Annotated in this window: 12 protein-coding genes; 7 read left to right on the top strand and 5 right to left on the bottom strand. The window is 40.3% G+C overall.

Annotated elements, in window-relative coordinates; genetic code table 11:
- Position 1: 1 nt before the first annotated feature.
- Both ACE1AT_RS10030 and ACE1AT_RS10025 read left to right on the top strand, forming a co-directional pair.
- Positions 2–655: a flagellar motor protein MotB gene (locus ACE1AT_RS10030; protein WP_374867805.1), complete on the top strand. Its 654-nt coding sequence runs from the start codon at positions 2–4 to the stop codon at positions 653–655.
- Positions 652–2,070 (top strand): EH signature domain-containing protein, encoded by a 1,419-nt coding sequence (locus ACE1AT_RS10025; RefSeq protein ID WP_374867803.1) that lies wholly within the window; start codon positions 652–654, stop codon positions 2,068–2,070. Before ACE1AT_RS10030 ends, ACE1AT_RS10025 begins: the two co-directional genes overlap by 4 nt.
- Positions 2,071–2,119: 49 nt before the next feature.
- On the opposite strand, the gene ACE1AT_RS10020 is transcribed toward ACE1AT_RS10025, so the two are convergent.
- Positions 2,120–3,142 carry a saccharopine dehydrogenase-like oxidoreductase gene (locus ACE1AT_RS10020; protein WP_374867801.1) on the bottom strand — a complete coding sequence of 341 codons (1,023 nt, stop codon included), beginning with the start codon at positions 3,140–3,142 and terminating at the stop codon, positions 2,120–2,122.
- A gap of 636 nt (positions 3,143–3,778) precedes the next feature.
- Between ACE1AT_RS10020 and ACE1AT_RS10015 the strand changes: the two genes are divergently transcribed.
- From ACE1AT_RS10015 to ACE1AT_RS10000, 4 genes are all read left to right on the top strand, one after another.
- Positions 3,779–3,988, top strand: a complete 210-nt coding sequence (locus ACE1AT_RS10015) for a DUF2997 domain-containing protein (RefSeq protein ID WP_026722307.1) — start codon at positions 3,779–3,781, stop codon at positions 3,986–3,988.
- A gap of 43 nt (positions 3,989–4,031) precedes the next feature.
- Positions 4,032–4,418: a DUF1257 domain-containing protein gene (locus ACE1AT_RS10010; RefSeq protein WP_374867799.1), complete on the top strand. Its 387-nt coding sequence runs from the start codon at positions 4,032–4,034 to the stop codon at positions 4,416–4,418.
- The gene (locus ACE1AT_RS10005; RefSeq protein WP_374867798.1) at positions 4,418–4,879 is read left to right on the top strand and encodes a ferredoxin; all 462 of its coding nucleotides are present in this window, start codon (positions 4,418–4,420) and stop codon (positions 4,877–4,879) included. Before ACE1AT_RS10010 ends, ACE1AT_RS10005 begins: the two co-directional genes overlap by 1 nt.
- A gap of 1,001 nt (positions 4,880–5,880) precedes the next feature.
- Positions 5,881–6,915 carry a glycosyltransferase gene (locus ACE1AT_RS10000; protein WP_374867797.1) on the top strand — a complete coding sequence of 345 codons (1,035 nt, stop codon included), beginning with the start codon at positions 5,881–5,883 and terminating at the stop codon, positions 6,913–6,915.
- A gap of 161 nt (positions 6,916–7,076) precedes the next feature.
- Here ACE1AT_RS10000 and ACE1AT_RS09995 read toward each other — a convergent pair whose 3' ends face one another.
- The 4 genes from ACE1AT_RS09995 to ACE1AT_RS09980 form a co-directional block, all read right to left on the bottom strand.
- On the bottom strand, positions 7,077–7,361 hold the full coding sequence (locus ACE1AT_RS09995; protein WP_374867795.1) for a YiaA/YiaB family inner membrane protein: 285 nt from the start codon (positions 7,359–7,361) through the stop codon (positions 7,077–7,079).
- Between the two features lie 229 nt (positions 7,362–7,590).
- A complete protein-coding gene (locus tag ACE1AT_RS09990) occupies positions 7,591–9,225 on the bottom strand; it encodes a DUF4335 domain-containing protein (protein WP_374867793.1) in 1,635 nt (544 codons plus the stop codon).
- 25 nt (positions 9,226–9,250) lie between these two features.
- On the bottom strand, positions 9,251–9,856 hold the full coding sequence (locus ACE1AT_RS09985; protein WP_016859562.1) for a DUF3038 domain-containing protein: 606 nt from the start codon (positions 9,854–9,856) through the stop codon (positions 9,251–9,253).
- 635 nt (positions 9,857–10,491) lie between these two features.
- On the bottom strand, positions 10,492–12,933 hold the full coding sequence (locus ACE1AT_RS09980) for an endonuclease MutS2 (RefSeq protein WP_374867791.1): 2,442 nt from the start codon (positions 12,931–12,933) through the stop codon (positions 10,492–10,494).
- 217 nt (positions 12,934–13,150) lie between these two features.
- Between ACE1AT_RS09980 and ACE1AT_RS09975 the strand changes: the two genes are divergently transcribed.
- A partial coding sequence (locus ACE1AT_RS09975; RefSeq protein WP_374867789.1) for a transposase occupies positions 13,151–13,909 on the top strand: 759 nt, incomplete at its 3' end.

Genomic DNA, 13,909 nt, shown 5'->3' with positions numbered 1-13,909 from the left:
AATGCAAAACTTTATATGGAATTCTGAAACAGAGAATACCGAAGATGATGATGCAAGTACATATCTTTCTATCGGTGATTTAATGTCTGGATTGCTAATGTTCTTTGTGCTTCTCTTTATTACTGCTCTTGCTCAAATTGACGAACCAAAACGGGTAGTGATTGGAAATGTCATTGGAGAAATGAAAAACAATAATATTAACGTTAAGGTTAATCCTGAAACTGGAGATATTAGTATTCAGGAATCAATTCTCTTTGCTCAAGGTAGTACAGAACTTAAATCACAAGGAAAAGATTTTCTCCGTAGATTTGTTCCGGTGTATAGTCGAGTTATTTTCTCCAAACCAGAAATCGAAAACGAAATTTCTCGTGTAGTGATTGAAGGTCACACGAGTTCTGAAGGAGATAATAAAACGAATATGGAATTGAGTGTCCTGAGAGCTTCATCTGTATATAAGTTCATATTTTATGATCTGAATTTTTCCACTAAAGCATCTTTGAGTCAGAAAATATTAGCCGCAGGAAGAGGAGAAATTGAAGCTGATAGAACTCGTGATAATCCTGCTGACCGTAAAGTACTATTCCGTTTACAATTTCGTAGTGATGAATTAGTCAAGAAATCATTTATCAATAAATCTCAGGATAAAAATAAATGAATGATAAATTTTCTGCGCCTCCTATCGATTCTCTTTCTGTCTATCTCCAACCCAAAAAATTACTGGAATTTACTACTCAATTACCCAAAGTAGAAATTTCTGTGAAGACTATTGATGAAATATTGAAACAAGTTCAAGAAGGAGAAGAAGAAAATATCAGTAAAATTGAATGGATTCATTGTATTGGTCGTAAATCAGAATGGGATAGTAAAAATCCTTTAAATACTACAAAAACTTCAGTACTCATCTGGAAATACGCTGCTCATAATTCATGGCTACAAAGTCAATTATTGTGGCGTTTAGCTCTTTATTATCATGACCAAAATCAAAATAATCTAGCATCTTCTTTTGTAGACTCTTTTCATGTATTTTTGAGTATTGAAAATATCAAAGAAATACTAACTGTAAAAATACTTCGATCACTTAGTACTACTAATACAGGAATAGAAATCAGCAGAATAGCTTGTGAACTCAATTTCACTCCCAGTGAATTAATTACAGAAATTAATCATGATTTACCTGTGTGGATTGCAGCATTTAAAAACTTTGTTGAGGATATAGTTCCCTATTTTTGTTCTCTCACTAATCCAAATCAGCAACAGGTAAACTGGCTATTACGATGCTTAAATGAAATGTCGTTATCTGAGCATCAAGTAAACGCCGTGAATTATTTGTTAATTTACGTATCTAAGGAAGTAGCGAGTAAGTTTTCACCATTAATTGCATGGGTTAAAGAAAATTATAGTAACGCTGAAAAAACCCATAGACTCTCAGAACAAGCAAGACAAAAACTCAGAGGGTGGATAGGAGCAGTTAATTACGCTGATTTTCAAAGTTTAGTAAATTTGATTTTGCAAAGACTTCAATTAGAGGACTTTGAGGTAAATCAACTATCACGTCGTAGTAAATTTTGGAGTTTTTATAGTGATCGCTTTGAGGATATCCGCATTTTACTTCCCCAAAGAACATTCAATACTATAGGAAATGAGATAAAACGAGATGTTGATATCTTGAAAGATGATGGTAGCGACCCAACAGAAATTTGTATTTTCGATTTTGGTGATTGGTTTGTAGTAGAGTTCTTTCGTGGAAAAGGTAGTGAAACTCGCTTATTTCCCAATAACTCGAAAAATCAACAAATACTTTTCGGTCAACATCAACTATCCGTTAAGCAAATTCGTTGTCTTGGTGGTGATAGACACGATCATGTATTTCTTTGGCAATACTATTGTCGTCAATGGCTAGAAAAGAGGAAAATTTATCCTAACCCAGGTACGAAACCTTATCCAAAACCTACAGAATATCAATTAACAGAGCGATGGAGCAAACTTCAGCGCTGGGAAAGCGAAATTAGAAGGTTAGAGGAAGAAGCAAGGCGCTACTGTAATAAATTAAATAAATGTGAAGGTTTGTAGTGAGGGCTTTAGCCCTCTAAATTTAAGCACTGAAGTGCTTACTACAAACTTATCTCACAAATTGGGGCATAATTTCGGCGGCGGTGAATATTCCGTGGATACCGCGTTGATGTAGGTTTATTCCTGCTTTGAGATAGCCGAAAGCTGGCCCACACACGTTTGCAGCCATGCTGGTTTCATCTCCTAATGTAAAGGTGTGGGTGGAAATCTTACCTTCAAAAGTGCGACCTGTGATTTTGACGTTAGTGCTGAGGGGCTTTTTGGGATTTCTGGTATCGACAACACCACCAACAGTAACGCGATCGCGCGCACAAATTCCTGCTAACTCTAACATCACATCGTCGGCGTGTTCCATATTTTCTAGTGTCAACACACCATTAGTTTTATCCAAAAGTGCTTCTACTTCTGCATCTGTCATCGCCCTTGCTGTTTCTACATTGTAACCAGGCATATGGGCAATATCTTCGCGGATAGTGGCGCGGTAAGCTTCCCAATTTGCAATCCCCACCCCAAAAGTAATTTCTACGCGATGAATTTCAGCATAACTTTGGGCTGCGATCGCTGCTGCTGCTGTTAATAGTCCTGGTGTCGCCCCGCATCCTGTCATGTAGGTAATACCTGCGGTTTGTAGTTCTGCTTTCAAGGTTAGTAACTGTTCTACTGCACTGGTGCGTTTAATCGCATCTACTAATACCCCACGCCAACCAGAATCAATAAATTGCTTGGCGACAGTAGCGATAAAGTCATTAGGTAAGTTTGGTAAAGCCAAAAAATAACCATCTACAGGCTGATTACTTTCGATTAAATCCTGAATACTACGATTGGTTAATGTACCAAATGGTTCTAAATAACCAAGGGAACCTTGAGATTGATATGTGGTGATGCACTTTTCGGCATTTAAACCCTCGGTAGCATAAGCATAACCTTTGTTATCTGCTGCTGCTACTAATATCATTTCTTGTTTCGGTGCTAGAACTTTCGCCGCAGCTTGTCCTAATCCGCCAAAACCCAGTACTCCGATACGTATCGCTGGAGCAAAATTGGTAGAACCTATTATTTGTTCTGTATGCATGGTTAATTAGCTCAGTTAAAAATTAGCTTTCGCATTCAGCCTTAGTTCTAAGTCTTGTGACTGTGGCTTTTGGCTAGTGGCGAGAGATTTTATCTTGATTTATTATGCTGGGTTGTTGGCTTGGCAGATCGATTTTTTATTTTTTAGATACAGATTTTCCCTACAAAGAAGCTCAAAGCATACCTGGCGTGGAATCAGTGGTTTTAGGCGTAGGAGTTTTTTAAGCACAAATAAAGTGCGTTCGCGTAGCGTCTCCTTTGGAGAATCGCTTCTCATCTTGCAAAATTCATCATAATGATAGATTTTTTCAATAAAAATCATTATTTTCTGACAGATATTACTGTCTAAGCTAGCCATTGTTATGGTTTCGCCGTTTTTAACAAATTTGTTGAGAGTTAAATTTTGAGCTTGACTTCTCGATTAGGTTAAGAGAAACTTACATGTAATAGATGTGTTAACTAATAAGATTAATAACTTTTGTAAATTTTCTGAGATATATATTTTGAGAGATGGAACATTAGTTAACAAATAGGTAATTTTGTGGCTAAGGAAAAATGCTGTTCCCTAAAGCTACATTTTTAGCCATTTGCTAGAGCAGTACAATCCAAGCGTACTATTTGTGGTTAGACCAAAAGCATGGAGACATTAGAATTCATCATTTATCCAGATGGTCGGGTACAGGAGAAAGTCACAGGTATTGTAGGTAATTCCTGCGCCGAAGTGACAGCGGCTATAGAAGCACAGCTGGGACAAGTGCTTAGTCAAGAGCCAACCTCAGAATTCTTTGCCGCCAAGGTGCAGCAATCTGGAGTGGTGAACACACAAACCACTCATAGCGGTTGGTAAATTTGCAAACATAAACATTTAGCTTAGTCGATTCATAACCACCATGTCACACTTTAGCCAAATTAAAACCCAAATCCGTAACCTTGAGTCTTTGCAAGATGCTCTCTCTGACTTGGGTATAGACTGGAAGCAAGGCCCGCGTCAAGTGCGTGGCTATCGTGGTCAAACTCACAGTGCTGAGATTACTATCGAGCAAGAAAATGGTTACGATGTTGGTTTCAAATGGAATGGCAAAGAATACGAATTGGTAGCTGATTTGCAATATTGGCAACAAGACTTATCTGTAGAAGGATTCCTGCGCCAAGTAACACAGCGCTATGCTTATCAAGCAGTCGTGAAAGAGACAGTAAAGGCAGGCTTTCAAGTCGCTGAACAACAAAAAAATGAAGATGGTTCAATTCGTCTGGTAGTGCAACGCTGGAGTGCGTAATGTCTGATTTTTTGCCGTCGCTGGAAGAACAGGAAGATAACCGGTCTGGACTAGAACCAGAATTAGGCGGCTTTTTGCGGGACGCTCCAGAACGCTCTGGCTTAGAGCCGGAGTTAGGGGGTATCCTACGCCAAAAGGGTGTGTATGTTGATGAAATCACTTGTATTGGCTGCAAGCACTGCGCCTTTGTTGCCCGTAACACTTTCTATATAGAACCAGATTATGGGCGATCGCGTGTCATGCGTCAAGATGGTGATTCAGAAGAAATCATTCAAGAGGCAATAGATACTTGTCCAGTTGATTGTATCCATTGGGTTGATTACACCGAAATCAAACGTTTGGAAGAAGAACGTAAATATCAAGTCATACCTGTAGTAGGTTATCCTGTAGAAGGTGCAGTTGCAGCTTCTGAGCGACGACGCAAAAAGCAAAAATTAAAACCAAAAAAATCCCGTTATTAAATACAACTGGTTCCGAAACAATCATAAAGGAGATGGCTGGAAATCCAGCCTTTTTATTTTTTAAATTAAATAAGATTATTCACATTTTTAGTTTTTTGATCTTGTGCTTCATGATTTTTTAATAAAGATTTTATGTAAAAATATGATTTTTTTATGAACTTGCTTGATTTCTAGTGCTGTTTTAGATTTTATTGCTTTAACATTTTTAATTAATGCTTCACTAAAGAATATAAATTGTGAAACAGTGGGTATGTGCAGATACTAGCACAACTCTGAAATGAAAACTCAGAGGACGCTCTTATGTTTAAGCTAGGTTCAACAAATTCAATCTTCCTGGCACGCATCCAGCAAGTATTGCTAGGGGGTAGTCTTTTCATCGAATATGAGCTAGTGCTTCAGAGTGTCCATGCTGTGAGGATTCCTGGTGGTTTGACTCCACCCTGAGTAAATGGCTTTAAATGCTTCTGTCTGTAGTTGTAAAAAGTGATAAGAATTCTATTCTCTTCTATCTTGCTGGAGAGAGATTCCACACAGCAACATAGAAATTTATTCTATACTTACCTTCCATTGCTGCAAATGTACTAGGTTAACCATCAATTTTTCGCCAATAGTTTAGTTAAGCTGGATGAATAAGTGTGTTAACACTTATCCAAATATTACTAAATCGAAAAGTTATAGAGTTTGCCAAAAATTGAGGGTAAATCCTCACTTTGTACAATTCTTGGAAACATTTATTCATTAAAAGTGACTTGAGTAATATTGAAAGTCACTTTGGATAAGTGGCACTTATTTACTTGCAAGAATGAAGGTTTACACTACAGTTGAGTTTTTGTCACCAGGGTAAAGTAATAACGCTTTGCACCCAGAGAATTATAGTGACACAACAAATTTTATCTCTGCAATTAGGATATCAAACGTAGTTGGTAATTGCTTAATTCTGTTACCGCTCTTGGGAGTAACACAACACAAAAACCATTTCCAGTTATATGACCAGACTTGATATGACTCCAATGCTAAATATTCCCTCAGTTGCCATATGTATTCCCACTTATAATCAAGCCCAATACTTGATTGAGTCCGTAACTAGTGCTTGTCGCCAAACTTATCCAAACGTAGAAGTATGGGTTTCCGACGATCACAGTACCGACGAAACACCCCAAGTGATGGAACAGTTGTGTCAGCAGTTTCCGCAAGTGCATTACTATCAGCAACCTAAAAACATGGGTATTGCTGGTAATAATTCTTGGTTAATGAGCCAGCCAAAAACTGACTTTATCGTACGTCTAGATTCAGATGATGCTTTAATGCCAAATTATGTGGAGAAATTAGTTTCGCTACTACAAAAATATCCAGAAGCTGGTTATGCTCATACTGCTATCCAAGAAATGGATGAGTATGGAAATCATCATTCCATAGGACGAGTTGTCAGAAAAAAAGAGTTTCAAAATTCAGATGACGCACTAATGGCAGCAGTTACTGGTTATAGAGTAGCAGCGAACATCATCATGTTTAGAACCAAGGCACTGCAAGAATTAAGATATTACGAAAATGGGCCTGAATATGTTGAAGATTATGATTTATCTGTCAGAATTGCCGATGCTGGCTACGGAAATGTTTATGCAGATGAAATATTAGCAAAATATCGAGTTTGGACTGATGTGAAGAAAACACGTTCCAAGCGTAAACATTTGCAGTTGAAAGGATATATTCGGATTTTTGAAGAGAGTTTTTTGCCTGCTTTTCAACGGCGAGGCTGGGATACGAAAGTGTTAGATCAGCAAAGACGCAAGATGGCAATTATACACTCAGCCTATTGTTTTCTGCCTATTTTTAATCAACAAGAAAGAGCAGAACTTGTTAGCTTGTTGAAACAATTGGGTGATTCGCCTGTGTTGCAACTGCGGATTTTTGCATTGTCTTTAGGTTTCGCTCCTTTGTTTGAGTGGCAACATCACACAGAATTGAAGTTAAAAGGTTTTGTGAAAGACTGGTTAAGCAAACTGAAAAGTATGACAGCAGTCAAAGTTGCAGGATAGATTTTTTAGGTGTAGGTGTGTAGGTTAAGTAATGGCTTTAGTCCTGATTTTGAGGACTAAAGTCCTCACTACAAACTATACTGCACCTAATATTAAGATTGATTTATACAACCTTTTGGTTTAAGTTTTGATTATTAAGCTGGGATCTATAGAGCGATCGCTCACTTCATCAAATTATCATGTTGAGAAAGTAATCTTTCTACCTTTGCTTCATCTATCCTCGCTGTCAGCCTTCTAGATTCATGTAAATCCCTCATAGTTTTTGCTAAAGAGAAAGTAGAACCTATTGAAAAAGCCATACCCATACCCATAAAACCTTTCACCCAGTTATCTACGGGTAAGTTGACAATACCGACAGTAGTCATGGAAAGAGAAAGTAGAAAAGCAGCCCATGTTTGAAAAATCCAAGCTGCACTCTCTTTTTGTTGTGGTGCTGGTGTATGCATATTCCCTATCTGAGACAATACGAATTGATCGTTATTGTATTGATAGATATTGTGATGGAAATATCTTCAAAAGACAGTTTGATAACTGGACTCAAATGCTGTTAATAGTTAAAGAGTAAAGGGCAAAGAGAAAGGACATTATCTTTATCCTTTAACCTTTTCTCTTTACCCTTTTACCTTTATTTTATTTGTCGCACTTTGGCAACTGGCACACAAGCAACAAGATCAATTAATCCCTTTCTGAAAAAGTTTGTACTTTGCCATCAGGACTGTAAACGGCTCTAATGATCACAGATTGTCCATTGCGATTGGGAGAAATAAAACGTTCACCAATTAAAGGCATTCCTGTGCGATCAATATATATTCTTGAAGCTTTTCCTAAAGGAAGGATACGTTCTATAGTGCCATCAACACCCACCATCAAACTATACTCTAGTGTTTGGTTCAAGCCAGAAGGTGGCTGCCAGCGCTTTGTTAAATATTGTTTAGCTTCTGACAATTGAGCAGTTGCGTCAAATACAGTGCTGCTGTTTCCTGTAGCAACTTTGTTGGAATTACGGTCTTGGCGCAATCTCTGGATTAATGTCGAAGTATCTTCTGCATCAACCGAGGAGGTAGTTGTTGATGATTGATTTTGTTGACTACTGCTACCACGCCTATTGGGTGCGGTAGCAATCGGTGGTGGAACAATAGGAAGAGTCGAAGGTAAGCTTGTGGCTGTAGTGGGTGAATTTAATGAAATTTCCCCATTTTGGGCAACAACTCCATTTTTCGCATTCAGGGCGGTGCTATTGGGTTGTGAGGAATTGGGTTTGGGTTGAATATTAACTTGCTGCGGTTGTGTTAATGTCAGTGGCGCGGGAAGTTTTGCTATTGGGCGTGTGGTGAATACGTTTTTCCCTGGAGAAGGCGAGGAGAAGGTGGTTGTAGGAGATGTTGTAGAAGCTGAAGGGGAAACAGCTTGAGAAGGCCCATTAGATATTAGGGGCGCAGTTGGAAACCCCTGGGTTTGAGGAGAAGTTTGGTTTGGTGGTAGTAAGGTTGAACCAGGTACAGATAAATTCTTAGAATCGAAGGGTAGGGCAGGCAGTTGATCGGTAGGAGTGAGTGCAGGTGCAGGTGTTGCCAGCTCCGGTAGGGGTGATGGTTCTAAGGCAAGTTTATCTTTGCTAGTATTGGTTTTTTGCTTACTCTGAATAGCATATTGATAGGTAAAGGGTACTAAACCAATAGCTAACACCAATACTGCTACCGCAGGCACCCAACCAGGAATAGCAAAACGCGATCTGTTTTGATAAAGACTAGGTAGGGCAAGCAAATCATCAGAGTATTGATCTAAGGCTGTTGCCAAATCAAATAACTGTAGCAAATTCAGTTGAACAACAGGCTGAGATGCTTGGTATCCTAAAGAACCGAGAAACAAATTATGGGTTAAACGGCTGTTTGGTTTGATGTGTATTTCGGTTTCTGGTAGCTGATTATTAAAAGAATTTAATGTTTGAGTAGAAACGGAAGGTTGTAATTGTTCTTGTGATGCTAATTGATCTGATTGCTCTTGATCTAATGCTTTGCTTGAGTCCTCTAAATCTGAAAAGTTTGCCCAAAAACTTTCAGGGGACATTTGAAGGAATTCCTGCACATAGTTTGTTACTGCTGCACACAAAGCTTCTAGTTGGTCGCGATCGCCCCGAATAATGATCTTCTGTTCTTCGCTTAGTCGTGGATCGTCAAAGCTTAACTCAAAGCGTAGATCCTTCAGAACAGATTTTCCCACCCAACGAGATAGAGATGAGCTTTGCGCCAAGACTTCTAGCGTGCAAGTGGGTGGTGTGTACCGACGGATGACAGAATTTGTTAGAGGCATGGCAAGAACTGCAAGCAGGATATTTTCAAAATTTAGTTGAACGGTCTATAAGTGCTAGCCAGAGACGGCGATGTCCACCGGGTCCGCTATAAAAAAGTAAATCTATCAGCAGTTTTAAAGCCAGGTGGGTAAGTTCATCCGTGGAGATTGTCGAGTCTTCCTCCATCCGTTCTTGGTAAGTGTTGCAGAAAGCATCAATATAATCTCCTAACAAAGCAGCTTGATGAGGTTCGCGGTTGTTTTCCGCCATCTGTTCTAACAAGCCAACAGCACGCCGAATCAATTCTTGATGCTGCTTGGCAAGATAACAAATAATGAGAACAAGCGCTCGCGCTTCTTCAACATCGAGCTTTTTTCGCCCTCCTTGACCTTTGCGTAGCGGGTTAGACTGGCGTAGCCGCCACAGCGCTACACGGTCTGGCACTCTTGACTCTAAATTCAGATTAATAGCCGCTGAAAGCATGGCCTCGGAGCCAATGCCAGTCAATGTTTCTAATGCCAACAGCACCAAATCTAATTGGGTTTTAATGTTTTCCCATTGAGTTGTATTCGGGGCTGGAAGCTTAATTAAATCCTCCCACTGGGGAGTAGGAGTGGGTAAATTGGCGGCAGAGTGCATAACTTTTAGCATAGATGATCGGGCTGGTAGGGGCTGTTGCTGTTACCCATTTTGAAACCAGACTTTTACGAAAGAAGATTAGTTTCCTAAAGCTATGAACAGAAATTAGCCTACAGCAAGCTGCTGGGCGTTTTCTATAACTGAGATGGTTGGGTAAACAGCTGCGGTCTTTGTCTTACTCTATGACGAAAACCGATTTTATAAAAATTACAAGCACTATTTATTGCGTCTTGTCTGCTAATTGCACCAACCTTGAATTTAACTATACTTTTTGCTTAAAATGATGCTTTATACAAAATAAATAAATCTTCCTTTAGATAGATATTTTCTCCTGGTTAATGGTTAGTTGTTTATTCAGCTACTTTACTTCACAACCAAAGAACACATTATCAGCCATATTTCAACAAGCAGTTTTTGAGAAAGTTTATTGTTTTGTTTACGGAATAATTAAGAATTTTTGATGTTTCTTGTAAATCATTTGGTTAAAGAATTAGCATACTTTTGTTTTTGCTGTTACTTGTTTAATTTTTCATCAATCTTTACTTAAACAATTAATATTCTAAACTGTGATCAAAATTAGAGACACAATGAATTGTGTCTCTACACAAATGCTTGGATTAACTTATACAAATATTGTCTTAAGTATCTCAGTCTACATACGCAACAGTTACACCAGTACCACCATCGGATTGTTCTGCTGCTTCGTAACGACTAACTCTAGGGTGTTGTTGCAAAAAGGCGTGAACACCTTGACGCAGTTTACCAGTGCCGTGTCCGTGAATAATCCAGATCGGCCCTGTTGCTTCCGAAATTGCTTTGTCTAAAATAAGTTCCGCATCTGCAACCCTACGTCCGCGTATATCTACTGTATTTTTGGATGTGCGAATTGCTGGAGCTGGTTGGGTTGGAGTAACTGGTATTGCTGCTGGCGCTGGTTTGGCTTTCACTATTGGTTCAGCTTTTTTACCATCCAGAGATTCCACATCTTCGAGCTTGACTGTCATTTTCATAATCCCAAACCGGACGGTTAACTCACCATCATCATCGGGTGCTGTCAAGACTTCTGCTGTTTGTCCTAATTTGGGAATACGGATGCGATCGCCTTCTTTAGGAATGTATCCTTGTTTCGGTTTTGGTGGTGGTTGGGGTATAAATTTTTCGGCGATTTGATGCAAAGCCTTTGTGGCTTGCTGGGCATCTTGGGCGGTGGGTGTACCTTGCTGCAAGCGGCGAATTACTTGAGCAATTTCGCTTTTCGCTTGAGCGATCGCCTGCTGAACTGCGACTTCTTGAGAAGCACGCAAAGCTTGTTCTCTTTCCTGTAAATTTGCGGCTTTGGCTGAGACTTCTTTGTATAAACGTTCGGCTTGCTGCAACAAATCTTGTGCTTGTGCTGCTTTGGTTTCTTGACGCCGACGTTGCGCTTCTAATCCAGCAATTACCTGGTTAACTTCATCTGTTGAGCCTCCCAGATTCGTTTTCGCCTGTTCCACAACTTCCGCTTTTAACCCCAAGCGTTGAGCAATTGCCAAAGCGTTAGAACGTCCAGGAATTCCCCACAATAGACGGTAAGTAGGCGAAAGGGTAGCTTCATCAAACTCTACTGAGGCATTTTCAAATCGTTCATCTTGGTATTTCAACGCTTTGAGTTCGCCAAAGTGAGTAGTTGCCATAGTCAATTGTGCATGATCTGCCAGATAACGTAACAAGGCGATCGCTAAGGCACTACCTTCAGCAGGATCTGTACCTGCACCAACTTCATCGAGAAGGATCAGGGATTGGGGAAACAAGGGAGAGTCGGAAGACAAGGAAGCAGTTTCTTCCCTGTCCCCCATGTCCCCCATGTCCTCATTCACTGCTCCCAAAATTCGGCTAATACGGCGAATATGCCCAGAAAAAGTAGAAAGATTCTGTTGTAGTGATTGTTCGTCGCCAATATCGGCTAATACCTGGTCAAACCAAGGTAATTCTACTGGTTCACGGGCAGGAACAAATAAACCGACTTTTGCCATTAAGGCTGCCAAACCCAAGGTTTTTAAAGTGACTGTTTTCCCACCTGTATTTGGTCCGGTAATGGTTACTACTTTAATTTCTGGCTGAACCAGTAAATCTACAGGTATTACTGCTGATCCTTGTTCATGTTGTTGTTGCCACACTAACAACGGATGACGTAATTGCCGCAGGGTGATGTACTCATTTTCTTGGCGATTGATAAAACGGGGTGGGTTGGCTTGTAGCCAGAAACTATAACGCGCCTTAGCAGTTGCCAAATCTAAAGTGGTGGCGATCGCGAGTAATTTTTCTAAATCAGGTTTTACCTCTGCTACTTGTTGAGTTAAAGTACGACGAATCGCTTCTTCTTCCGCCTGTTCTCTTCTGACTAACTGCCGCAGTTGATTACCCAAGGGAACAATAGAATTTGGCTCTACATATAGCGTTGCCCCGCTAGCAGAGGTATCGTGAACTATGCCGGGAATCGCATCTTTTTGGGGTGCTTTTACAGGAATGACATAGCGATCGCCTCGTTGAGTAATTAGCTGTTCCTGAACTGCATTTGACTTTACTTGTATAATATTTTGTAATTTTTGTGTGATCTGGTTACGTAATCTCCGCAAATCTGTACGGATATCGGCAAGTTTTTGGCTAGCGCGATCGCTGACTTGTCCTCGTTCCTCAATACAACGATGAATTTCCTGCTCTAGTTCTGGATAAGTTCTTAAATCAGCAACTAATTTGATGAGAATGGGTAAATCTGGTTGGTTATCAATGATACGACGTAGATTTCTACTTCCCGCCAGCGTGGTAGCAATAGCCAGCAGTTCATCACCTGCTAGAACTCCTTGTAGTTCTGCCCTTTCGAGTGAATCACCAATGTCTTGAATTCCGTCAAACGAAAGTCCTGTAGTCAGGCGACTTTCGAGTTCATAGACTTCTTTGGTTTGTGTCAACAAATACTCACTCTCAACTTGAGAGTCAGGTGGCGTCAAATCACGCGTTGCGATCGCCCCAAGTTTTGTAGCCGCAAAGGTGGATAGATGCTGGCAGAGGCGATGCCATTCGAGTAGTTCTAGAGTTTCAGATTGAATCAAGGCTTTATATATTTGTCTTGAAAATGGGTGTGGGAGTGTAAGGGTATAGAGGTGTAGGAGGAGTCATATTTTCATCCCGTGGTTGTGTTATTTATCATAAAACCTCGCGGGAAGTGTGGAAACCCATAGCCTTTAGGTATGGGAGGAAACACAACACGAGAACATGCGCGGTTCCGTGGAATTGTGCTATACTGGGATGAAGTGTTACCCATCTCAAATGCAAACAATATCTGTAAAATGCAAGCTTCAAGTACCTACTGAGTTGCGGAGTGAAATAGACCGCACCTTGGTAGGTTTTGCTGATGCTTGCAATCAGATATACGAGGTTGCAAAACGAGAGAAATGCTGGAACACAACTAAGTTGCACCACTTGGTATACAAACCAGTTAGGGAAGCTACCGGGTTGAAGGCAAACCATGTTTGTCAAGCAATTCGTCGTGTAATTGGTAACGCCAAGGCAGTTAAGCAAGTTCACCCTTCGGGTTCGCCACTTTGCCATCGGCGGGAACCGCCAAGACGGCAAGTGGCTCACAAATTCAGTCCGACATCTATTAACTTGGATATTCGGACTTTTCAATATATTGAGGAACTGCAATCTGTTGGCGTTACCTTGATGTGTGGTCGTAAGCGGTTCAAGTTGAGTATTGGTAACTACCAGTTGGCTTTGCTGCGTGGGCAATCTCCCACTGCTGCTACACTCAACAAAACAAAACGCGGTGACTACTACATCAATATCTGTGTTGACTTGCCAACCGACCCCACACCTCATACGCCTAAAGTAATTGGGGTTGATTTGGGTAGAAGAGATATTGCTACCACTTCCAACGGTAAATCTTGGAGTGGTAAACAGATTCAAAACACTCGTGACCGATATAGCAAGGTCAGAGCCAATGTTCAATCCAAACGCACTCGCAGTTCTAGACGGCTGATGAGAAGGCTCTCTGGGAGGGAACAAAGGTTTCAAAAGTGGTTGAAT

This window comes from Pelatocladus sp. BLCC-F211, assembly GCF_041928655.1.
Classification (GTDB): domain Bacteria; phylum Cyanobacteriota; class Cyanobacteriia; order Cyanobacteriales; family Nostocaceae; genus Pelatocladus.
This window is presented reverse-complemented; position numbering and strand designations above follow the sequence as displayed.